Origin of the sequence: Haladaptatus sp. W1 (assembly GCF_001723155.1) — an archaeon.
Classification (GTDB): Archaea; Halobacteriota; Halobacteria; order Halobacteriales; family Haladaptataceae; genus Haladaptatus; species Haladaptatus paucihalophilus.
Map to the genome: position 1 here is coordinate 1 of NZ_MEIH01000330.1, position 21,328 is coordinate 21,328.

Sequence of the window (21,328 nt, forward strand, 5' to 3'; positions counted from 1 at the left end):
CGGGTGCATGTTCTCCATGGCGTCGAGGTTCCCGGCGGCGACCATGACGAAGTCGGTCGGAACGGGTTCCGTGTGCACCATCGCACCCGAGGAGCGCTCGGACTGACCGGTGATGGAGAACTCGCCCTCCTGAATCGCCGTCATCAGCTTCTGTTGGCTCCGAATGTCGAGGGTGTTGATTTCGTCCACGAACAGCACGCCCTTGTTCGCCTTGTGGATGGCACCGGGTTCCACGCGGTCGTGGCTCGGCGTCTCCATGCCGCCGGACTGGAACGGGTCGTGGCGCACGTCGCCCAGCAGCGCACCAGCGTGGGCGCCCGTCGCGTCCTCGAAGGGAGCGCTGGTGACGTCGCTGTTGTTGACCAGCAGGTTCGGAATCATGGCGTCGGTGCCACGCGAGCCGTAGCGGAACGCGAGGTAGATGACACCGGCCGCGAGGATTCCGAGGAGCGGCCGTCCGGCGAGGAGGAGCGCGTACCCCACCACGATGGCGATGATGACCCACATCAAGAAGGAGCGCATCTGGTTGCGCTTCCGGGCCTCCTCCTTGTGCGCCTCGATGATCTGTTCGCCCTTTCCGGCGGGAACGGTTCGGACCTTCGGCTCGTTCCCGTCGTCGGGGTTGTGATAGACGAGGACGTCTTGCAAGTCCTCCTTCGGGAGGAGTTGGCTCATCGCCTTCGCCAGCATCGATTTCCCGGTCCCGGGCGACCCTATCATCATCACGTGACGGCGTTGCTTTGCCGCCTTCAGGATGATGTCGCGTGCGTGGTCCTGCCCGATGACCTGATCGACCAGTCGGTCGGGGATTTCGACTTCGTCCGTACTTTCTATCTCCAACCCACCCAGCAGGTCGTCCTCTGCAATGTCATCGGCGACCTTGGCGTCCACCTCGCTCCCAAGGCTATCGACGTCGATGTCTTGCTCGGCTTCCTGCTCCGGTGGTGAAGCTTCGGTGTCGTTACTCATAGAATTCGTTCTGTGTAGTTGAAAACATGGCTGGCGAACTGATATACTTTCTCCCTCTTCTCAACCCCTTGGACTCCATTTCAGGCCGTGAGGCTATGGAATTGAACGGATATAGCCGTACCGCTCTCGGCGTCGAGCACCGGGTTCGAAACAGTAACCCCACTTTCGCCGGGGATGCTCGCTCGGACGAACGACTCGTCACCCTTATAAAAATCCTACCCGACGGGTTCACCATGACCCGCGGGTTCTACATCGGTCGCTTCCAACCTTATCACAACGGCCACCACAACGTGGTCGACACTATCGCCGAGGAGGTCGACGAACTCGTCCTCGGCATCGGAAGCGCGGGCGACTCACACAGCCGTCACGACCCATTCACGGCCGGCGAACGAATCATGATGATAACCAAATCCCTCGTGGATTACGACCTCGTGACGTACGCCGTCCCCATCGAGGACCTGGACCGGAACTCCGTGTGGGTGAGTCACGTCCAGAGCATGAGCCCGGACTTCGACGTGGCCTACTCGAACAACCCACTCGTCATCCGACTGTTCGAGGAGGCGGGCGTCGAGGTTCGCCAATCCCCGATGTTCAACCGCGACGTGCTGGAGGGAACCGAAGTCCGCGACCGGATGGTCGAGGGCGGCGACTGGCAGCGGTTGGTTCCCGACCCGGTGGTGGAAGTCATCGAAGAAATCGACGGCATCGACCGCATCCAACAGGTCAGCGACTCGGACTCGAACGGACCGACATGATTACGCTCTCCTCCGATTTCGGAAGCCCCTATCCGGCAGCGATGAAGGGCGTCATGCTTCAGCACAGCGACGCCCGTCTCGTGGACGTCGCCCACGACTTCCCACGACAGGACGTTCGGGCAACCGCCTTTTGGCTCCGCGAGGTGTTGCCGTACTTCCCGTCCGCCGTCCACCTCGTCGTGGTGGACCCCGGCGTCGGCACCGACCGGGCGGCGCTGGCGATTCGGGCGGGCGAGCACGCCCTCGTCGGACCGGACAACGGCGTCCTGCTCCCTGTCGCCCGCGAACTGGCCGACGCCGACCGATTCGACGTCTTCCGCGTCAACTACGAAAACGCGGACAGCGCGACGTTCCACGGGCGGGACGTGTTCGCGCCCGCCGCCGCTCGGGTCCACGAAGCGGGCGCGGACGCGCTCAGCGAACTCGAAGGCGTCGTACCGACCGAGGAGTTCGAAGACCTCCGGTTTCCCGACCCGACCGTCCGCGACCGCTCCGCGACCGGCGAACTGCTCGTCGTGGACGACTTCGGCAACGCCATCACCAACGTTCCGGGCGAGTTCCTGGACGGCGTAGACGAAATCGACGTGAACGGCCTCCCCGCGCCCGTCGAACCCTCCTACGCCCACGTCGCCCCCGGTCAACGCCTCGTGACGGTCGGCAGTCACGGCAACGTCGAGCTCGCGGTCAATCGAGGCCGCGGCGACGAGGCGTTCAGTGTCTCCGTGAGCGAAGCGAGCGGCGGCTCGTCGGACGAGTCCACTGGCATCGAGGTCGGCGACGAGATTCGCCTCGATACCCGACCGAAACGGTGAACCCGATTCGGTCGTCCCTTTTCGCATGGAGACGACGCGACATTTCACGGCCACGACGTACGTCGTCCACGACGGCGAGTGTTTGCTCCACGACCACGACCGACTCGGTATGCTCCTCCCCCCGGGCGGCCATCTCGACCGGGACGAACTCCCCCGAGAGGCCGCGATGCGCGAAATACGTGAGGAGACGGGGTTGGACGTGACGCTCCTCGAATCGGAGACGAGCACCGATGCCGACTTCGGTCGGGAACTCGCGCCCGCGGAACACACTATGCTCTACGACATCGACGCGTTCGACGGCGAGGTCGCACACCAGCACATCGATTTCGTCTACTACGGCGAGGCGTCCAATCGAGACCTTACGCCGGACGACGGCGAACGCGCGACCGATTGCTGGCGGTGGTTCTCGCCGGACGAACTCAGAACGCACGACGGCGTGACCGAGGAGGTCGTGACGCTCGGCATCGAGGCCATCGAACGCGTCGAATCTCGATCGCGTAACCGGGATTAGGTGGTGTATAATAAGGTCCGTTCGGTGATTGCTGGCGTTTATGAGTATCATCGACCGCCTGCTCGGAACCGACGACGACGACGAAGACCCCCGACCGACCTACGTCTGCACCGGGTGTGGAAAGGCATTCGACGACGAGCGGGAACGCTGTCCGGATTGTGGCAGCGAGCAGGTCGTCTCTCCACGTCACTGACGACTAGTCAGTTATCTTCCAGTGTCGCCGTTTTCGAATAACCAACACATGTAAGAAACCAAACATCCGTGAACAGGTGTTTAGAGAGGCTTAGCAGGCGTATAATAATGGCACTGCCCACACTCGAACAAATCGAGAATGAGATTTGTCAGCCGGGTTGGTCTGGGGCTGGGGCACGCGGACTCGACGCGGTTCGAGTGTAAATCGTGCGGTGCGTCGTACGAACTCGACCGGCAGATGTGCACCGAATGTGGTGGGCATTGCATCGGGTATTGCGAGTCCTGGCTTCAGGAAGAACTTCGCTCGCGGACATCGAGCAATCGGTTCGACTGAGACGGCGACCGTACGGAGAAGGCAACCGTAAGCACCCGCAGAAGCGAACCGCCGTCATTCCAGTCGCGAGCGGACGTACTTCGTCACGTGGTCGTCCATCCGCCGTTTGTACCCGGCTTGTCGCGCGAGTCGGTCGAGTTCACGCGCGACGAGACTGCCGTATTGCACCGCCTTCTTGTCCCGCGTCGCAATCTCGTCGGGGACGAACTCCCGAGCGGCTCGCCTGAACGTCCACTTTCGAACGCCGTCCGAGACGAGCATCGACCCCGGAAGGCGGAGCGCTTCCCGAACGATTCGGTCGTCGAGGAGGGGGGCGACCGGTTCGACGCCCGCGGCGCGAAGCGTCAGCGCGTCCCGCGGCAACTGCTCGGAGAGCGTTCGAATCGTCTCGCGGGCCGCACCGCGCACCGTTTCCGCCTCGACGCGGTGGTCCGCGCGCGCGACCTTCTCGTACCCGCCGAACAACTCGTCCACGCCTTGTCCCACCGCGAGTCGCTCGTAGCCGTCGGCCCGCGCCCGCTCGGCGGTCAGGTAGAGCGGGAGCGCGATTTGCACGTCCATCGCGTTGGTTCGACCGATGGCGCGGGCGACTTCGGGAACGGCGCGTTCGATGTCTTCGTGGGTTATCTCGACGACGCGAAGGTCGCGGTCCATCAGGTCGGCCGCGGTTCGCGCGGCCGCTACGTCGTGACTGCCGGAGTACCCGGCGACGTACAGCGGGCAGTCGAAGGCGCTCCCGACGACGGCGGAATCGACACCGCCCGAAAACGCGACCGCGAGGCCGTCCGTCGAAACCGCATCGAGACTGGCCTCGATGGCCGTTCGAACCGCCGAAACCGCGCTTTCTTCGTCCTCGAACGGCGACGGGTCGGGGAGGTCCCACAGTCGTTCGTCGCCCTCCCCGGTTCGCGCGTGGCCCGCCGGAACCGGGTCGGGAACGTCGAGGTCGGTGGGGTCGTGACTCCACGTCGTCGCGTCGTCTTCCTCCGAGAACAGCGGATAGCGTCCGAGTACGTCGCGGACGAGGGACCCGTCTACTTCGCCCGCGAATCCGCCGCTGCCCGGCAGCGGGTCGCCCGTTTCGATGGCGCGTCGAACGGCGTCCGGTGATCGCCCCCGCATCAGCCGAAGTACTGTCCGACGCGACTGATGACGCGGCGCTTCGCGCCGCCCGCGGCCTGTCGGAAACTGATGTGCCACGGCGTTCGTTTCCCGTCAACTTCGGTTCGGCCGTCGACGATAGCGCCGAGGATGGCCCGCTTGTCGGGGGTGTTCACGTCGATTTTCGTTACAGCCTGCCCGACCATCTCGCTGATGTGGGCGTCGCTTCCGGCCGTCATCGGCACATCCTGGTCGTTGGCGAACGACCGCGCTTTCCGGTTGCCACGCCCCGTCAGCAGGCGAGAGTTGTACACCTCGATAGCGTCCGCTTCCGCGAGCTTCTTTCCGGTGATGTTCGCGGCGACGCCGCTCCGTGATTTCTGAAACGGATGGGGGACGACGGCGACGCCGCCCTGCTCCCGGATTCTGTCGAGCGTCTCGCCGAACGAGAGTCCCGGCGAGATGCGCTCTTCGATACCTAACCCGAGGACGTGCCCCGCGCGGGACGTGATTTCCATGCCGGGGATGCCGACCAATCCGTATTCGGGGGCGAGTTCCGCGGCCTTGAGGCTCGCGTCGATCTCGTCGTGGTCGGTAACGGCGATGGCGTCCAAGTCGACCGCCTTGGCTTGCTCCAAGAGCAGTTCGACGGGGTCACGGCCATCGTGGGAAAGTGCGGAATGACAATGCAACTCGACCGATAGCACGGGAGAACGTTGGCAGTACGCCGGGAAAAGCACCTCGGTCCGTGGTCGGCGGTCGGAAGTCGCCGCGAGGCGGCGCTTTCGCTGGAAAGTGTTCGCCGATGATACTCTCGAATAAATCGGAGACCACGGACCGAGGTGCTTTTCCCGGCGTACTGCCAACGTTCTCCCGTGCTATCGGTCGAGTTGCATTGTCATTCCGCACTTTCCCACGATGGCCGTGACCCCGTCGAACTGCTCTTGGAGCAAGCCAAGGCGGTCGACTTGGACGCCATCGCCGTTACCGACCACGACGAGATCGACGCGAGCCTCAAGGCCGCGGAACTCGCCCCCGAATACGGATTGGTCGGCATCCCCGGCATGGAAATCACGTCCCGCGCGGGGCACGTCCTCGGGTTAGGTATCGAAGAGCGCATCTCGCCGGGACTCTCGTTCGGCGAGACGCTCGACAGAATCCGGGAGCAGGGCGGCGTCGCCGTCGTCCCCATCCGTTTCAGAAATCACGGAGCGGCGTCGCCGCGAACATCACCGGAAAGAAGCTCGCGGAAGCGGACGCTATCGAGGTGTACAACTCTCGCCTGCTGACGGGGCGTGGCAACCGGAAAGCGCGGTCGTTCGCCAACGACCAGGATGTGCCGATGACGGCCGGAAGCGACGCCCACATCAGCGAGATGGTCGGGCAGGCTGTAACGAAAATCGACGTGAACACCCCCGACAAGCGGGCCATCCTCGGCGCTATCGTCGACGGCCGAACCGAAGTTGACGGGAAACGAACGCCGTGGCACATCAGTTTCCGACAGGCCGCGGGCGGCGCGAAGCGCCGCGTCATCAGTCGCGTCGGACAGTACTTCGGCTGATGCGGGGGCGATCACCGGACGCCGTTCGACGCGCCATCGAAACGGGCGACCCGCTGCCGGGCAGCGGCGGATTCGCGGGCGAAGTAGACGGGTCCCTCGTCCGCGACGTACTCGGACGCTATCCGCTGTTCTCGGAGGAAGACGACGCGACGACGTGGAGTCACGACCCCACCGACCTCGACGTTCCGACCCGGTTCCGGCGGGCCACGCGCGAACCGGGGAGGGCGACGAACGACTGTGGGACCTCCCCGACCCGTCGCCGTTCGAGGACGAAGAAAGCGCGGTTTCGGCGGTTCGAACGGCCATCGAGGCCAGTCTCGATGCGGTTTCGACGGACGGCCTCGCGGTCGCGTTTTCGGGCGGTGTCGATTCCGCCGTCGTCGGGAGCGCCTTCGACTGCCCGCTGTACGTCGCCGGGTACTCCGGCAGTCACGACGTAGCGGCCGCGCGAACCGCGGCCGACCTGATGGACCGCGACCTTCGCGTCGTCGAGATGAAGGAACAAGTCGCCGCGCGGCGACGGGCGTCGCGGCATCGTCCGCGACACGCTGTCGATGGGCGCGTACCCAATCGCGCTCGCCGACAGCCTCTACTTCGGGGGCTTCGACCGCGAACACTCGCGCTACCTGCTGGAGGGCGTCGTGGAGGGCATCGCCGACTACGGTAACTCCATCGGCGTGCCGACCGTGACCGGGAGCACGCAGTTCCACCCCGACTACGAGGGCAACCCGCTCGTCAACGTGGCCTGCGTCGGACTGCTTCCCGCCGAGCGCCTCATAACGGCCGAAGCGCAGACGCCGGGCAACAAACTGCTCCTCGTCGGCAACTCGACGGGGCGGGACGGACTCGGCGGCGCGAGCTTCGCCAGCGAGGACCTCGCGGAGGACGCGGAAACGGAGGACCGCCCGGCGGTGCAGGTCGGCGACCCGTACACCGAGAAGATCCTCATCGAGGCGAACGAGGAACTCGTGGACGGCGGCCTCGTCGAGTCCGCACGCGACCTCGGCGCGGCGGGACTCGGCGGCGCGTCCAGCGAACTGGTCGCCAAGGGCGGTCTCGGGGCCGACATCGACCTCGAACGCGTCCACCAGCGCGAACCGAACATGAATGCGCTCGAAATCCTGCTCGCCGAATCGCAAGAGCGGATGGTGTACGAAGTCCGCCCCGAGAACGTCGATGCGGTGGCCGACGTCGCCGAGAAGTACGACCTCGGCTGTTCGGTCATCGGCGACGTGACCGACGGCAACTACGTCTGTGAGTTCGAGGGCGAGACGGTCGTGGACGTGCCCGCCGAGTTCATCGGCGATGGCGCGCCGATGAACGACCTCCCGTCGGAGGAGCCGACCCAACCCGACCGCGACCTGCCGGATGGGGACGTGCGCGAAGCGTTCGAGGCGGTCGTCGGGTCGCCCAACTGCGCGAGCAAGTCGTGGGTGTACCGCCAGTACGACCACGAAGTCCAGACGCGAACGTCGGTGCTCCCCGGCGACGACTCTGCCGTCCTCGCGGTTCGGCGAGCGGAACTCGGCCTCGCCTTCTCGTCCGGTGCGAACCCCCACTGGACGACGACGGCACCCTACGACGGTGCCCGCGCGGTCGCCCTCGAAAACGCGACGAACCTCGCCGCCAAGGGCGCGACGCCGCTCGCCGCGGTTGATTGCCTGAACGGCGGCAACCCCGAGAAACCGGACGTGTACGGCGGCTTCAAAGGCATCGTGGACGGCCTCGCCGACATGTGTTCGGCCCTCGACGTGCCCGTCGTCGGCGGGAACGTCTCGCTGTACAACGACTCGCCGAGCGGCCCGATTCCGCCGACGCCGACGCTGGCGATGACCGGCACCACGGCGGAGTACGACGCACCACCCGCGGAACTCTCCGGCGAGGGAACTCTCTTATTCGTCGGCGAACCCACCGCCGACCTCGGCGGGTCGGAGTACCTCGCACAGATGGGCGGCAGCGACCGCTTCCCGGAACTTCCGGGGAACGCGCCCGAACTCCTTTCCCGACTTCGTGAGGTCGCCACGGCGGACGGCACGCTCGCGGTCCACGACGTGAGCGACGGCGGCCTCGCGGTGACGCTCGCCGAGATGGTGTCGGACGACGCGGGTGCATCGGTGTCGCTTGGCGACGCCGACGCCGCGGAGACGCTGTTCAGCGAACTCCCCGGCCGCGCGGTGGTCGAGACGACCGACCCGGACGCCGTTTTCGACGCGTTCGATGGCGTCGCCCCCGTCACCGAACTCGGCGAGGCGAACGACTCGGGAACCCTCCAACTCGAAGTCGATGGCGAGGGACTCCGCTACGCGGCGAGCGAAATCGCGGCGCTCCGCGACGTTCTCGTCCGGGAACTGGAGTAAGGGACGTCCGAGGAGAACGGAGCGGACGACCGTCTCGGCTTTTCGACTCGAAGCGAGGCGCTGGTCGAGGAGAAACGTCGGAGCGGTGTTCGATACCGTCGAGAGAAGAAGTTCGTCGCTCAGAGCAGGAGCGGAACGCCGAACACGACGGCGACGCCGATGACGAAGACGACGAGGCCGGTCGTCACCTGACTCATCGTGAACTCCTGCATCGGGGACGTCAATCGCGTCAGTCCGTCGGCGTGCTGTACCGGGTCGGTGTCTTCTTGCATGGTTGCAGTTCTGCGTGCCCGGTACTTCGATGTATCGGTGTTCGAGGCGCGGGAGGACGTAGTATTATTCAGTGCCATTTAGTGCTATTCAGTAGATTTTAGTGCTCTACGTGATAGAATAGTGAAAATTCGATGGGATTCAGTATTCTCATCTTCGTTCTTTCTCGACGTGTCCCATCGTCGGCAACCGCTCGCCACGAGAAAACGACGACTTTGCTGTGATTGCCATCGCTACGAGGTTGCCCCCGAAAGCCCCCGCCACGCTGGTGACGAGGTGGTGTTGGTTTGTCTGTGACTGCGACGACAGACGTCACTGAAACCGCAACCGCACCGCGTGCTCGCGGCGTTGCCGTCGTCTCGCGGGCCGTGCCCGCTCGACTGTTCGCGGAACGTCGTTCCGCGCTACTCGCATGCCACTCCCTCCCCAACCGATTGCGCGCTTCGCTCCGGAAGAGCGACGCTCTTCCGTGCTCTCGTTCACTTCGTTCACGAGAACTCCGCTCCAGTGCTCATCCACCGTCAGAGCAACGCTCTGACGAGCCATTCGCTCGTTCCGTTGTCACTCACGAAGACCTCGCACGCTACAGCGAGACGACGCGGCCACGCTCGGCCGCGTCGTCCTGCCAGCGCGCGCCACGGTGGAACGTCGGATATCGGGCGACGATGTGTTCGCAACGGTTTCCCGTAACCCGACTCCTTTTGCCGACCGGTTCCCAACCCACTCCCAATGACGCTCACGAAGCGGATAATCCCGTGCATCGACGTGGATTTGGACGACGACGGGAACCCGGCGGTGTACACCGGTGTCAACTTCGAGGACCTGCAGTACACCGGCGACCCGGTGGAGATGGCGCGACAGTACAACGAAGCGGGCGCGGACGAGTTCGTCTTCCTCGATATCACGGCCAGCGCGGACGGTCGCGAGACGATGCTATCCGTCGTCTCGGAGGTGGCCGACGAGGTGTTCATCCCCCTGACGGTCGGCGGCGGAATTCGAACGCGCGAGGACATCAAGGAGACGCTCCGCGCGGGGGCGGACAAGGTATCCATCAACACCGCCGCGCTGGAGCGCCCGGAACTCATCACCGAGGGTGCAACGGCGTTCGGCAACCAGTGTATCGTCATCAGCGTGGACGCCCGACGGCGCTTCGACGAGGCGGGCGAACACTACGCGGAAGTGGACGGCGAGTCCTGCTGGTTCGAGTGTACCGTGAAGGGCGGCCGCGAGGGAACCGGTATCGACGTGGTGGAGTGGGCGAACGAAGCCGAATCCCGCGGCGCTGGCGAACTGTTCGTCAACTCCATCGACGCGGACGGGACGAAGGACGGCTACGACATTCCGTTGACGAAGGCGGTCTGTGACTCGGTTTCGACGCCCGTCATCGCCTCCTCCGGCTGCGGCGGCCCGGAGGACGCCTACGAGGTGTTCGCCGACGCGAACGCGGACGCGGCGCTCGCGGCGTCCATCTTCCACTTCGGCGAGTATTCGATTCGGGAGGTCAAAGAGTACCTCGCGGACCGCGACGTTCCGGTTCGGTTGTAGCGCCGGTCGTCTCCGACCTACCCGCTAATCGCGTCTTCGTTCGTTTCGGGTCGGTTCGCCCCGGTTCGCTGTTCCGTAAAGAGGAGCGAGAGGACTTTCTGCTCGGCCCGCCGGAGGTGCTGAAAGAACGTCGGGGACGACACCCCGAGTTCGGCCGCCACTTCCTCGCCGGATTTCTTTCGCGGCCAGTCGAAATACCCACCCGCGTACGCCGCCAACAGCGCCTCGTGTTGCCGGGTCGTCAGCGTTTTGTTCATCGCCATCTGCAATTCGCGGTGACTGAACAGCGGTGTGGTGTACTCTTTCTGTCGCCGGGCGACGATTTCCACGGCGGGGTGGTCCGAACTGAACCGGTCGATGACGTCGCTCGCGGAGCGGTTCGGCGGGATGTCGGCCACGATGTGCGCGACGCCGTTCGCGCTCCACATGTGTTTGGGAATCGCACCGGCGTCGGTCAGCGTGACGACGAAGAACTCTTCCACGTTACTGACGTCCACTTCGAGGATACCCTCCTTCTCGTTGGCGCCGATCAGTCGTGCTTCCAGACGGTCGTCCTCGTTGGCGACGTCGAGAACGCGAACCGGGTTGACGTCGGAGACGCGATAAAAAAACGGTGTACGTCCCGTCGCTCCGTGGCAGTATCTGTTGCAGAGAAGCCCGGCACCCCGTTCGTTGTGAGACGGCCACGAGCGGATATCGTGGGTCATCGACCTGAAATTCGACTTCGACTACTCTATTGGTTGTCTCGCCATCCTCAACTGTCACTATCTATCGTCAATGGATGGGCGCGTTTAGCTATTGTGTGACAATCGTGGCCAGACGACACCCCCGCGGCACACGACGCTAGCGGGGCGAAAATCGTCCGTGGGTCGTCCCCAAGCGGAAAGAGACGAGAACGGAAACCGAGAAAATTCAGGCGCTGGTGAACGCTTCGCGGAAGGCGCTCGTCTTGTCTTTGACGTTCTGTGCTCCGGCCTCCAACGCGTCGATCGGGTCGACGTTCCCCTCGGTCTTGACCGTGAGGATGGGGTCCGTCTGCCCACCCGACTGTTCGGGGTTCAGGTCGTAGGTCGCCGCGGCGACGCCCTCGGTTTCGAGGAGCGAACCCTTCAGCACGTTCATGAACGTGTGGTCTTCGCCCCCGATTTCGATTTGGAGTTCCGTATCGCTCTTCTCGATAACCCGCAGTTCCATACCACCGAATTCTCCATTGTCGCGTTTCAATCTTGCGAAGCGCGCGTTTTCGTGTTCGAGGGGGTCGCCCGCCGTTCGAACGCGACCGTCACCCGTTGGATGGCGTCGCAACTCGGGGATGGAATAAAAACGAATGTAACGGATTCGCGGTTAGAACTTCATTTCCGCGCCGACGTACAGCACGACGACGAGGAAGATCCACACCGCGTCCACGAAGTGCCAGTACATCGAGACGGTCGACACGGAGACGTGACGCTCCGGCGAGTACTGTCCGTAGAGCGAGCGAACGAAGACGATGCCGATGAGCACCGCACCCATGGTCACGTGCAGTCCGTGCAGTCCCGTCAGACCGAAGAACGCGCTGTTGAACACGCCGCCGGTGAACGTGAAGTTCTCGTGGACGATGAACTCGTAGTATTCGAGCACTTGCCCGCCGATGAACACGGCTCCGAGGAGGAGCGTCGCGCCGAGACCGGCGATGAACCGACTGCGGTTGTTCTTCCGCAGTTCGATGTGTGCCCAGTGGAGCGTGATACTGCTGGCGACCAGCAGCGCCGTGTTGACCAGTACGAGCGAGCCAACGAGGTCGGGTATTTCAGCACCCGTCGGGGGCCACGTCCCCGTGCGGATGAAGAAGTAGTAGACGAACCCGGCGCCGAACGTCGCGATTTCGGACCCGAGGAACGAGATCATCCCCCAGCGTAACGCGTTCGAGCCTGCTTCGTGCGTATCCCTGCTCCAGAAGTGTTTGACGAATGCGTGGTACACCCAGCCGTACAACCCAGTGAGGAAGACCAAGACGCTGGCGATGAACACAGCGGGACCGATGGTCGGCCCGACCATCGGCTCTGCACCGCGTCCCAGAATGAACAACGCGGCACCGATGTAGAATCCCGCCCCGCCGATCGCGGTGATGAAGGGCCACCACGACGCCTCGCCGAAGCCTTTCGGCCAGTCTTCGACGGCCGGGAGGTGATGGCCGTGCTCCTCTGTCGAATCGTCCGTTACCGTCATACAGAGACGGTTACGCCCCGACTACTAAAAATGCACCCAAAGGCGCTCGGCGGAAAGGGGTTCGAGAGATTTCACTCCTGATTCGTCGCGGAAATGAAAGAAGAGACCGTTTCAGGCCGAGGTGCTGTTGCCGCCAGACGTGCTGTTGCCGCCAGACGTGCTGTTACCCGCGGTGCTGTTTGAGCCACCGTCCGCCGGGTACTTCTTCTGTTGCTGTTTGAGCCACTGCTCGTACTCCTCGTTGGAGACGACCTTGACCTTACTGAGCATGTTGGAGTGACCGACACCACAGTACTCGGCACAGTAGACCTGATACGTGCCTTTCTCTGTTACCTTCGTCTTGATGGTGTTGTGCTGGTTCGGGATGGCGTCCTGTTTCAGCCCGAGTTCGGGAACGTGGAACGAGTGTATCCAGTCTACCGAAGTGACGTTGAAATACACCGGTCGTCCCTTCGGAATGACGAGTTCGGGGGAGTCCTTGATGTTCTCGCCGGGGTAGTTGTACGTCCAGACGTAGCGCTGCCCGACGACTTCCACGTTGACAGCATTCGCTTCCTTGTGCATCGTGTCCTGTGGCGTCGTCGTGATGTACTGGTTCGCCATCACGCCGTAGGAAGCGTAGCCGACGAAAAGGAGGACGATTGCCGTGGCGACCGTCCACGTGATTTCGAGGCGTCGGTTCTCTTTCGTGGGGAGGGGTTCGTCGTTGTTGCGGAACTTCCACACGGTGTAGATGAGGATACCCTCAACGAGTACCGCGATGGGAATCCCTGCGTACAGCAACTGTTGGTTCAGCGTCCGAATGAGACTCTCGGTCGTCGAACTGTACGCCGCTACAGGATCGACGGCGACCGCGAGGAGCGTCGCGCCGAGCGCCGCGACGAACGCTATCCGCTTGGAATCCATACTGTCTAAGGCTTCGGAAGTGACCCATAAATATGTGCTGTCTTCGTCGTCGGGCGAAAGTCGGATAGTCTAAGTACGCGGGGAATCAAATCGTCAAACAACGGTGCCATTGCAGGATTCCTCATCAGGACGGTTCGAACGTGCGCTGACAGCGACTGCAGTCGGCGTCTACGTGTTGGTCGTCGTCGGTGCGACGACTTCGCTCGTCAACGCCGCGTCCGCGTGTGCGACGTGGCCCGCCTGCAACGGCCATTGGTTCATCCCGTTCAACGACCCCAAGCTCGTCATCGCGTGGCTGCACCGCGCCGTCGCACTCGTCGTCGGCCTGTGTCTGCTCGCGACGACCGCGATGGCGTTGCTCGCAGAGACACGACCGCGCGTGACGGCCGCGGTCGGGTTCGCCGCCGTGCTCTACCCGGTGCAGGTCGTGTTGGGCGCGTACGCGGCGACGAACGCGACGACGACCTCGTTCGCCGCCGTCCACCTCGTCGTCGGCATGACTATCTTCGTCGGCGTCGTCCTCGCGCTCGCGTGGACACTTGAACCCGAGGAGACCGGCGGGCCGGTCGGCATGAGCTTCGCCGACCCGGACCCCGCCGACGCGTCGGGCACGACTGGGAACCTCTCCGGTATTCGGGCGACCGCCTTCGCTTACTTCCGGCTGATGAAACCGCGGCTGATGTGGTTGCTCTGTCTCGTCGCCTCCGCCGGGATGGCGCTCGCGGCGGGACCGAACCTCGAAGTCGGAACCGTCGTCGCAACGCTCACGGGCGGCGTCCTCTCCATCGGCGCGAGCGGGACGTTCAACCACGTCCTCGAACGCGACGTGGACCAGCGCATGAACCGCACCGCCGACCGCCCGGCCGCGACGGCACAGATTCCGGTGCGGAACGCAATCGCCTTCGGTCTGCTGTTGGCCGCCGCGTCGCTGGCCGTCTTCCTCTCGGTGAACCTGCTCGTCGCGGTCTTCGGCCTGACCGCCATCGTCTTTTACAGCGTGATTTACACGCTTATCCTGAAGCCGAACACGGTACAGAACACCGTCATCGGCGGCTTGGCGGGGTCGCTTCCGGCGCTCATCGGATGGGCCGCCGTCACGGACGACGTTGGCTTGCCCGCGCTGGTGTTGGCCGGGGTCATCTTCCTGTGGACCCCCGCCCACTTCTACAACCTCGCACTGGCGTACAAGGACGACTACGCGCGCGGCGGTTTCCCGATGATGCCCGTCGTCCGCGGGGAGGCCGAAACCCGAAAACACATCCTGCTGTGGTTGGGTGCGACGCTCCTCGCGTCGGGCGTCCTCGCCACGGTGACGACCCTCGGCTGGCTGTACGCCGTCACGACGGTCGTCTTCGGCGCGATTTTCCTCATAACCGTCGTCCAACTCCATCACAAGCGGGACGATACGGCGGCGTTCCGCTCCTTCCACGCGTCGAACGCCTACCTCGGCGCGCTTCTCCTCGCCATCGTCGTCGATGCACTGGTACTATGAGTACTGCATTCGCACGCTACCGACCGAGCGGTGAATCGTTGCTGTGGGGAGCGGTGGTGCTGAACGCGGAGCTGTTTGCGTTGCTGTTGTACTTCGCCACGTCGAACTACACGAGCGGCGAACTCCGCTATCTTCTGTACCCGTTCATCTGGATAAACGTCGCCGTCCTCGCGGTGTGGAAGACGAACCCCATCGCGGGAAACGACCGCGATAAGCTGGTCGGACTCGCCGTCGCGGCGGGATACTTCCTGCTCGTCGGTTACTTCGGCGGCCTGTTCGGTCCCGCCCACTCGATGCCCGGCATGGCCGACAGCAGCCTCCGAATCGCGTGGCTGCCGCCGGGATGGGGACCGGCGCTGCTCTTTCACAACAGTCTCGTCCGGGTGTCGATTCTCCCGTTCAAACTCGTCGGCTACCTGGCGCTCGCGTACCTCGTGTACGCGACCATCCTCGACGCCGCCGGGTCCGCGATTTCGGGCATCCTCGGCCTGTTCTCTTGTGTCAGCTGTTCGTGGCCCATCGTGGCGTCGCTCGTCACGGGAGTCGCCGGGGCCGGGTCGGGACTCGCCGCCACGGTTTCATCGGGATCCTACGACATCTCGACGGTCGTTTTCGTCGTGACCGTTGCGTTGCTGTACTGGCGGCCGACGATTCGGTGACGACATTCGTCTCCGAGCATCGGCCACCGTCCGGGCGTCGTTTCTCCCTCGGTACGTGTCGTTCGTCCGGCGACGGAGCCGTCTTCGCTTGCCGTCGTCTTTTCTTTTGAGAAAGTCGTGATACGAAACATGTGGTGGCCGAATCGAACTCCTTACCTAGGAACGGCGAGAAGTCTGGGACATGTCCGACGCACTCGTCGCCGAGAACGTTCGGAAGGAGTATGGCGATACCGTCGCACTGGACGGTGTTTCCCTCTCGGTCGGCGCGGGCGAGGTGTTCGCGCTCATCGGGCCGAACGGTGCGGGCAAGACAACGCTCATCCGGTCACTGACCGGGACGACGACTCCCGACGGTGGGAGCGTCTCTGTCCTCGGTGTTCCGCCCGGTTCCGTCGAAAAATCGCGGGTCGGCCTGTTGCCACAGTCGTTCGACCCGCCGGCTCGCCTCTCGGCGCGGGAGCTCGTCGCGTACTACGCGGGACTGTACGACGGTGCTCGGGACCCCGACGACGCGCTCGCGGACGTGGGACTTTCCGACACCGGCGACACGTGGTACGAGAACCTCTCCGGGGGACAGCAACGCCGGGTGTGCGTGGCCGCGACGCTGGTCAACGACCCAGACATCCTGTTTCTGGACGAACCGACGACGGGAATCGACCCGGCGGGACGCCGCGCGCTCTGGTCGCTCGTCGAGGACCTCGCGGCGGGCGGGACGACGGTGTTCCTGACGACCCACTACATGGCCGAGGCCGAGCAACTGGCCGACCGCGTCGGCCTGCTCGCGGACGGCGAAATCGTCGCCGTCGGCACGCCCGAATCGCTCATCGGCGAACACGGCGGCGAGAGCCGCCTCGTCGTGGAGACGGCGACACCGCGCACCTCCGTCGAGATGGGCTATACGGTCGAGGAAACCGAATCCGGGTTGGTCTTCGACGGCGTGACGCCCGCCGACATCGGCCAGGTCGTTTCGGATTTGAACGCGCGTGGCGTGGAGTACGAGTCGCTGACGTGGACCGAACCCGACTTGGAGGACGTGTACCTTCGACTGACGGGCGCGTCGCTCGGCCCGGAGGCGACGAGACGCGCTGGCGAGGCCGCAATCGCCGGAGGTGACCGATGACGTCGGTCGGCCGCGTTCGGTCCGAGGCTGGTGCGGCGTGGCGGTCGTTCCTCCGCCGCCGTACCGCGGTGTTCTTCACGTTCTTCTTCCCGGTCATCCTCATCCTCATCTTCGCGGTGCTGGTGCAGACGAACCCCGGGTCCGGCGGGTCCGGCGGCCTGTTCTCGAAACCGGCGGCGTACTACCTGCCGGGATATCTCGCCGTCGTCGTGCTATTTACACCCCTCTCGCGCGTGGGGAGTTCGGTGTCCCGTCACCGCGAGTCCAACCGGTTCGAGAAGCTGGCGACGACGCCGCTCACCCGCGCCGAGTGGTTGCTCGCCCACACGCTCGTCAACGTCGTCATCATCGGATTGGCGGGCATCATCATCCTCGCGCTGATGGCGCTCGTGACGAACGCGGGCGTCTCGTTCGGCGCGTTGCCCCTCGTCGCGGTGTTCATCGCGCTCGCGGTCGGGTTGTTCTGCGGCCTCGGCGCGCTCCTCGGCAGTTTCGCCGGGTCGGCGGACGGCGTTATCGCCGCCAGCAACGCCATCGCCCTCCCGCTCCTCTTCCTCTCGGACACCTTCGTCACGCCTGACCTCCTGCCGTCGTGGTTCCAACCGGTGATGAACCTCTCGCCGCTCACCTACTTCGCACGCGGCGTGCGGATTCTGACCTACTCCGGCGGGTCGAGCGGCGGCGACTTGGTGGTCCTCGCGGTGCTCGCGGTGGCGTTCTTCCTCGCCGGGGCGTACGCGATTCCCGAGACGGACTGAGCATACTATCGAGATTCTACACGACTCGTTTCTGTCTCCCGCTTTTCTCTCCGATTTCCGTCCCGACTCCCCTCGATTTCGGTGCGGCGACTCCAATCGTCGAGGTCGAAAACGTGGATTCCCTTGTAGCGAAGCAACTGCGCCGCCCGTCCGGCCGCCTCCTCGCTCGGGAATTCGATTTCCGTCTCGTCGTCGTCGCTCTCCGGGGTGTGGATGAGCCTGAGTGTCGGCACCTCCGTTCAGTCCTCGCCGTCCCGTTTCCCGTTTTCCCGCTCCCGTTCGACCTCGCGTATCGCGGAGAGCGGTATCGTCGAATCCCGTCGGAGCCGCGAAATCGACCATCGAAGTCCGATAGCGGCGACGAGAACGACGGCGAGCGAGACGATGGTCCCGACCGAGAGCAACCGGTCGGAGAACCCGAACACGTCTCGAACCATGTCGGCGAAGGTTCCGACCGTGAACAGCGTCGTCACGACGTACAACCCGCGGCGAAGGAGACCTCTGTCCGTCCAGTTACCGAGGTACTCCTCCCGGAACGCGCCGCGCGGAGTCGTCCGTATCCTGACTTCCCCGTCCCGGACGACGAGTTCCCCGCGGTCGGTTCGGACGCTATCGTCTCGCGTCATTCGGTCGCGTTTGCCCCGTCCTCCGCGGTAGCGTCCGCGTCCGACTCGGTTGTCGTCTCCACGTCGTGGAGTTCGACCATCGCGGCCGTGAGTTCGTCCACGATTCGTTCGCGGTCCACGGTGTCGAAGGCATCGAGGATAGCCCGCGCCTGTGCTGCGTCCTCGGCCTCGGGTTCGCCGTCGTCATCCATCGGGCGGGAGTACGGGCGTCAGCGATGTCACTGTTTTCCCTACGGTTCGACTTGATGAAAAGGAGGCGAGGGCGGGTTACGCTGGAATCGTCCAGCCGTAGATGTGATTGAGCATGACGTAGGTGATGACGCCGAGCGAGAGCGAGAGAATCCACGCCGAGGCCGCGATTCTGCCGACCTTCGCGTGCGCCGTCTCGCGGAGTTCGGCGGGCGTGTGGGTGAGTCCGAGCACGAGAGCGTACAGCACGACCGGAACGGAGACGACCGAGAGGATGATGTGAATCGCCAGCATGATGAGGTAGGCGTAGTAGACGAATCCCTCCACGAGAATGTGTTTCTCGCCGCCGCTCCCGCCGACCTTCGTGAGGTAGAGCGCGAGGAAGACGAGAATGAGGCCGAACGAGGTTATCATCGCGGCGCGGTGTTTCTGGACTTTGCCGTTGCGAATCCAGTACCAACCGAGCGCGAGCGAGACGGTGGCCACCGTGTTGACGACCGCGATGGCGTCCGAGAGCAGGTTGACGGTTCCCCGTCCGATGGACGGATAAATCGGCAGGATACCCGCGAACGTCCCGAGAACCAGAACGTACCCGATGACCGAGAGGACTGCCGTCACTTTCGCCGGACTCTCCCGCGCTCGTTGTCGCGCGCTCGCCGTAGCCATGGTCGGCGATTGGGACCGCCGGGGTAAGGTGGCTTCGCTTCGTTCCCGGTCGATAGGACTCGCGTTGGTATTTTCGAGCGCTCCGAAGGAACTATGCCATCTCGAATAGTATCAGTACATATCAATTTTCTCCCTCGATAGGATTCCCTCCCCGCGTGCCCTGTTGTTGCTACTGTTCATGGGAATGCTCGCCCTCGCGGCGTTCGTCGGCCTCACCGATAGCGACGCGGCCCGGAAACTCCTCCGCGTGTTCATCCCGGTCGCTGGGGTGCTGTTCGCGGTCAGCGTCGCCCGAGACGCACAGTCGCGCCCGGAACTCGCCGCGGTCATCGTGCTCGGCGCGTCCTGCGTCGTCGGCCTCTTCCTCGAACTCGCCGGTGGCGGCGTCTTCTCCAACCTGTACGTGAACGTCGCCATCATCGGGAGCGGCCTCGGGATTCGAGCGACCACGTTGCGGCGCGAGAGTGAAGCACGTCCGAAAACCCCGGCGACCACCGAGGCGACGAACACGGACACCGACTTCTGGGACGACCCGAAATCGGCGCTCCCGGACGCGGAGTCGGTGCTCATCGTCGCGCTCATCGCCGTCGGTACGGTCGTGTTCCTCGACGCCTCGGGGTTCCACACGATAGCGAACATCGAGGAAGCGCTCCGTTCCGACCCGCTGGATTTCGTCTGGCCCGTCGCGCTGGCCGTGGGAGCGAAGGTCGTCTCGGTCCTCACAAACCGAGTTGAGGAGTCGGGAGCGATAGGTGACGAGTAATCGGTCACCGCCGCACAACAACCGGACTTGTTTTTCCGCAATTCGTTTTTCACATGTATTTCCGTTAAAGTGAAACCCGAACGCGGGGAAGGGTGGTGTATGAGCGCAGATCAGGAACAGCAGTCGATTCGCTGCCTCGTCGCCAAGGTCGGACTCGACGGGCACGACCGCGGCGCACACGTCATCGCGCGGGCCTTCCGCGACGCCGGATTCGAAGTCATCTACTCGGGACTGCACAACGCGCCCGACGAAATCGTGCAGGCCGCCGTACAGGAGGACGTGAACGTCCTCGGCATCTCCATCCTTTCGGGTGCACACGACACGCTCGTCCCGAAAATCGTCGACGGGCTGAAGGAGTACGACGCGTTCGAGGACACCCTCATCCTCGTCGGCGGCGTCGTCCCGGACGACGACAAGGCGGAACTCAAGGAACTCGGCGTCGCGGAGGTGTTCGGTCCGGGCACGCCGATGGAAGAGACTATCCAGTTCGTCCGCGAAAACGCGCCCGAACGATGAGCGCGACGCACGCGGACCTGCTTTCGGACCTCCTCGACGGGAAGCACCGGGCACTGGCACGTGTCATCACGAAAATCGAGAACCGCGAACCCGGATACCGGGAACTCGTCTCGGAACTCCACTCCCACACGGGCGACGCCGAAGTCATCGGCATCACGGGCAGTCCCGGCGCGGGCAAATCGACGCTCGTGGACAAGGTGGCGAACTACTACCGCGAGCGCGGCGAGACGGTCGGCGTCATCGCAATCGACCCTTCCTCGCCGTTCACGGGCGGGGCCGTTCTCGGCGACCGCATCCGCATGGCGAGCAACGTCGGCGACATGGACGTGTTCTTCCGGTCGATGAGCGCCCGCGGCAGTCTCGGCGGCCTTTCGACCGCCACGTCGGACGCCGTGAAGGCCCTCGACGCGTTCGGCAAGGACAAAATCATCATCGAGACGGTCGGTGCGGGCCAAAACGAGATAGACATCGTGAAGACCGCCGATACGGTCGCGGTGTTGATGCCCCCGAAAGCGGCGATAACGTGCAGATGCTCAAGGCGGGCATCCTCGAAATTGCCGACGTGTTCGTCGTGAACAAGGCGGACCTCCCGGGTGCGAACCGGACGGTCACGGAACTCACCGAGATGGTCCACATGCGCGACGGACAACCCACGCCCGAGTTCGGCGACGACGTGGAGTACGACTGGGAGCCGGAGATCGTCGAGACGGTGGCGAAGGACGGCGAGGGCGTCGCGGAGTTCGTCGGCGTGCTCGACGAGCACTACGACGTGCTCGAAGCCACGGGGATGCTCGACGCGAAAGCGCGAACCAGATACGCCGAGGAGATACGGGCGCTCCTCCGCGAGGACGCGAACCGACTCGTCGCGTCCGAAATCGAATCGCAGGGCGGCATCGAGGAGTTGGTCGAAGCCGTCTTCGAGCGCGAGACGGACCCGTATTCGGTCGCCGCCGAGGTAATTTCCCCCATCGAGGACTGCCTTCACGACTGATTGCTGGCATAACGGATAAACCCGTTC

26 protein-coding genes and 3 pseudogenes are annotated in these 21,328 nt (G+C 64.1%); 15 read left to right on the forward strand and 14 right to left on the reverse strand.

All coding sequences use genetic code 11. The annotated features are described in order from the left end of the window. The coding region (locus BG842_RS18330) for an ATP-binding protein (RefSeq protein WP_083252629.1) at positions 1 to 969 on the reverse strand (969 nt) is incomplete at its 3' end. A 233-nt stretch (positions 970 to 1,202) separates the two neighbouring features. Here BG842_RS18330 and BG842_RS18335 point away from each other — a divergent pair. Genes BG842_RS18335 through BG842_RS30105 form a run of 4 tightly spaced genes read left to right on the forward strand, consistent with a single transcriptional unit; the run spans position 1,203 to position 3,240 of the window. Beyond that, the gene (locus tag BG842_RS18335) at positions 1,203 to 1,724 is read left to right on the forward strand and encodes a nicotinamide-nucleotide adenylyltransferase (protein ID WP_069451934.1); all 522 of its coding nucleotides are present in this window, start codon (positions 1,203 to 1,205) and stop codon (positions 1,722 to 1,724) included. After that, on the forward strand, positions 1,721 to 2,536 hold the full coding sequence (locus BG842_RS18340) for an S-adenosyl-l-methionine hydroxide adenosyltransferase family protein (RefSeq protein ID WP_069451914.1): 816 nt from the start codon (positions 1,721 to 1,723) through the stop codon (positions 2,534 to 2,536). Before BG842_RS18335 ends, BG842_RS18340 begins: the two co-directional genes overlap by 4 nt. 25 nt (positions 2,537 to 2,561) lie before the next feature. Next, on the forward strand, positions 2,562 to 3,047 hold the full coding sequence (locus BG842_RS18345) for an NUDIX hydrolase (RefSeq protein WP_069451915.1): 486 nt from the start codon (positions 2,562 to 2,564) through the stop codon (positions 3,045 to 3,047). A gap of 40 nt (positions 3,048 to 3,087) precedes the next feature. Further along, the gene (locus BG842_RS30105) at positions 3,088 to 3,240 is read left to right on the forward strand and encodes a hypothetical protein (RefSeq protein WP_175424089.1); all 153 of its coding nucleotides are present in this window, start codon (positions 3,088 to 3,090) and stop codon (positions 3,238 to 3,240) included. Between the two features lie 387 nt (positions 3,241 to 3,627). On the opposite strand, the gene BG842_RS18350 is transcribed toward BG842_RS30105, so the two are convergent. Beyond that, positions 3,628 to 4,695 (reverse strand): asparagine synthase C-terminal domain-containing protein, encoded by a 1,068-nt coding sequence (locus tag BG842_RS18350; RefSeq protein ID WP_069451916.1) that lies wholly within the window; start codon positions 4,693 to 4,695, stop codon positions 3,628 to 3,630. Continuing rightward, positions 4,695 to 5,381, reverse strand: coding sequence for a PHP domain-containing protein (locus tag BG842_RS18355; RefSeq protein WP_007978197.1), 687 nt, complete (start codon positions 5,379 to 5,381; stop codon positions 4,695 to 4,697). The genes BG842_RS18350 and BG842_RS18355 overlap by 1 nt, the downstream gene beginning before the upstream one ends. Before the next feature lie 168 nt (positions 5,382 to 5,549). On the opposite strand from BG842_RS18355, the pseudogene BG842_RS18360 reads away from it, so the two are divergent. The 3 genes and pseudogenes from BG842_RS18360 to purL all read left to right on the forward strand — a co-directional run bounded on the left by BG842_RS18360 (position 5,550) and on the right by purL (position 8,592). Continuing rightward, positions 5,550 to 6,235, forward strand: a pseudogene (locus tag BG842_RS18360) (PHP domain-containing protein). Next, a pseudogene (locus tag BG842_RS27960) lies at positions 6,235 to 6,752 on the forward strand (asparagine synthetase B); the annotation flags it as partial. The pseudogenes BG842_RS18360 and BG842_RS27960, both read left to right, overlap by 1 nt. A gap of 37 nt (positions 6,753 to 6,789) precedes the next feature. Next, entirely contained in the window at positions 6,790 to 8,592 is a 1,803-nt protein-coding gene (gene purL / locus BG842_RS18370) for a phosphoribosylformylglycinamidine synthase subunit PurL (protein WP_254663292.1), read from the forward strand. Between the two features lie 119 nt (positions 8,593 to 8,711). Here purL and BG842_RS30110 read toward each other — a convergent pair whose 3' ends face one another. Next, positions 8,712 to 8,864 (reverse strand): hypothetical protein, encoded by a 153-nt coding sequence (locus BG842_RS30110; protein WP_007978203.1) that lies wholly within the window; start codon positions 8,862 to 8,864, stop codon positions 8,712 to 8,714. A gap of 310 nt (positions 8,865 to 9,174) precedes the next feature. Then, the gene (locus BG842_RS29075; protein ID WP_139136187.1) at positions 9,175 to 9,354 is read right to left on the reverse strand and encodes a hypothetical protein; all 180 of its coding nucleotides are present in this window, start codon (positions 9,352 to 9,354) and stop codon (positions 9,175 to 9,177) included. A gap of 237 nt (positions 9,355 to 9,591) precedes the next feature. On the opposite strand from BG842_RS29075, the gene hisF reads away from it, so the two are divergent. Beyond that, complete coding sequence (gene hisF, locus BG842_RS18375) at positions 9,592 to 10,407, forward strand: imidazole glycerol phosphate synthase subunit HisF (RefSeq protein ID WP_007978204.1); 816 nt, start codon at positions 9,592 to 9,594, stop codon at positions 10,405 to 10,407. Positions 10,408 to 10,424: 17 nt separating this feature from the next. Here hisF and BG842_RS33230 read toward each other — a convergent pair whose 3' ends face one another. The 5 genes from BG842_RS33230 to coxB form a co-directional block, all read right to left on the reverse strand. After that, positions 10,425 to 10,952, reverse strand: a complete 528-nt coding sequence (locus tag BG842_RS33230) for a helix-turn-helix domain-containing protein (protein WP_394327490.1) — start codon at positions 10,950 to 10,952, stop codon at positions 10,425 to 10,427. Beyond that, the gene (locus tag BG842_RS31935) at positions 10,891 to 11,172 is read right to left on the reverse strand and encodes a bacterio-opsin activator domain-containing protein (RefSeq protein ID WP_342764818.1); all 282 of its coding nucleotides are present in this window, start codon (positions 11,170 to 11,172) and stop codon (positions 10,891 to 10,893) included. The genes BG842_RS33230 and BG842_RS31935 overlap by 62 nt, the downstream gene beginning before the upstream one ends. Before the next feature lie 147 nt (positions 11,173 to 11,319). Further along, the gene (locus tag BG842_RS18385; RefSeq protein WP_007978209.1) at positions 11,320 to 11,601 is read right to left on the reverse strand and encodes a DNA-directed RNA polymerase subunit L; all 282 of its coding nucleotides are present in this window, start codon (positions 11,599 to 11,601) and stop codon (positions 11,320 to 11,322) included. A gap of 150 nt (positions 11,602 to 11,751) precedes the next feature. Beyond that, a complete protein-coding gene (locus BG842_RS18390) occupies positions 11,752 to 12,615 on the reverse strand; it encodes a heme-copper oxidase subunit III (RefSeq protein ID WP_069451918.1) in 864 nt (287 codons plus the stop codon). A gap of 111 nt (positions 12,616 to 12,726) precedes the next feature. After that, positions 12,727 to 13,521, reverse strand: coding sequence for a cytochrome c oxidase subunit II (gene coxB / locus BG842_RS18395; protein ID WP_069451919.1), 795 nt, complete (start codon positions 13,519 to 13,521; stop codon positions 12,727 to 12,729). Positions 13,522 to 13,630: 109 nt separating this feature from the next. On the opposite strand from coxB, the gene BG842_RS18400 reads away from it, so the two are divergent. The 4 genes from BG842_RS18400 to BG842_RS18415 all read left to right on the forward strand — a co-directional run bounded on the left by BG842_RS18400 (position 13,631) and on the right by BG842_RS18415 (position 17,550). After that, positions 13,631 to 15,013, forward strand: a complete 1,383-nt coding sequence (locus BG842_RS18400) for a heme o synthase (RefSeq protein ID WP_007978214.1) — start codon at positions 13,631 to 13,633, stop codon at positions 15,011 to 15,013. Beyond that, complete coding sequence (locus BG842_RS18405; RefSeq protein ID WP_069451920.1) at positions 15,010 to 15,672, forward strand: hypothetical protein; 663 nt, start codon at positions 15,010 to 15,012, stop codon at positions 15,670 to 15,672. Before BG842_RS18400 ends, BG842_RS18405 begins: the two co-directional genes overlap by 4 nt. A gap of 181 nt (positions 15,673 to 15,853) precedes the next feature. Beyond that, positions 15,854 to 16,792 carry an ABC transporter ATP-binding protein gene (locus BG842_RS18410; protein ID WP_069451921.1) on the forward strand — a complete coding sequence of 313 codons (939 nt, stop codon included), beginning with the start codon at positions 15,854 to 15,856 and terminating at the stop codon, positions 16,790 to 16,792. Further along, entirely contained in the window at positions 16,789 to 17,550 is a 762-nt protein-coding gene (locus BG842_RS18415) for an ABC transporter permease (RefSeq protein ID WP_007978221.1), read from the forward strand. The genes BG842_RS18410 and BG842_RS18415 overlap by 4 nt, the downstream gene beginning before the upstream one ends. Positions 17,551 to 17,555: 5 nt before the next feature. Here BG842_RS18415 and BG842_RS31940 read toward each other — a convergent pair whose 3' ends face one another. The 4 genes from BG842_RS31940 to BG842_RS18430 form a co-directional block, all read right to left on the reverse strand. After that, positions 17,556 to 17,783: a hypothetical protein gene (locus BG842_RS31940; protein WP_254663293.1), complete on the reverse strand. Its 228-nt coding sequence runs from the start codon at positions 17,781 to 17,783 to the stop codon at positions 17,556 to 17,558. Between the two features lie 6 nt (positions 17,784 to 17,789). Then, positions 17,790 to 18,176 carry a hypothetical protein gene (locus BG842_RS31945; RefSeq protein ID WP_254663294.1) on the reverse strand — a complete coding sequence of 129 codons (387 nt, stop codon included), beginning with the start codon at positions 18,174 to 18,176 and terminating at the stop codon, positions 17,790 to 17,792. Next, positions 18,173 to 18,367, reverse strand: a complete 195-nt coding sequence (locus BG842_RS18425) for a hypothetical protein (protein ID WP_069451922.1) — start codon at positions 18,365 to 18,367, stop codon at positions 18,173 to 18,175. The genes BG842_RS31945 and BG842_RS18425 overlap by 4 nt, the downstream gene beginning before the upstream one ends. Positions 18,368 to 18,443: 76 nt before the next feature. Beyond that, positions 18,444 to 19,031 (reverse strand): DUF420 domain-containing protein, encoded by a 588-nt coding sequence (locus BG842_RS18430; RefSeq protein WP_069451923.1) that lies wholly within the window; start codon positions 19,029 to 19,031, stop codon positions 18,444 to 18,446. A 163-nt stretch (positions 19,032 to 19,194) separates the two neighbouring features. On the opposite strand from BG842_RS18430, the gene BG842_RS18435 reads away from it, so the two are divergent. The 3 genes and pseudogenes from BG842_RS18435 to meaB all read left to right on the forward strand — a co-directional run bounded on the left by BG842_RS18435 (position 19,195) and on the right by meaB (position 21,301). Further along, on the forward strand, positions 19,195 to 19,794 hold the full coding sequence (locus BG842_RS18435) for a hypothetical protein (protein WP_254663295.1): 600 nt from the start codon (positions 19,195 to 19,197) through the stop codon (positions 19,792 to 19,794). A gap of 99 nt (positions 19,795 to 19,893) precedes the next feature. Further along, on the forward strand, positions 19,894 to 20,310 hold the full coding sequence (locus BG842_RS18440) for a cobalamin B12-binding domain-containing protein (RefSeq protein WP_069451924.1): 417 nt from the start codon (positions 19,894 to 19,896) through the stop codon (positions 20,308 to 20,310). Then, positions 20,307 to 21,301 (forward strand): annotated as a pseudogene (gene meaB, locus BG842_RS18445) (methylmalonyl Co-A mutase-associated GTPase MeaB). Before BG842_RS18440 ends, meaB begins: the two are co-directional and overlap by 4 nt. The last annotated feature ends 27 nt before the right edge of the window (positions 21,302 to 21,328 follow it).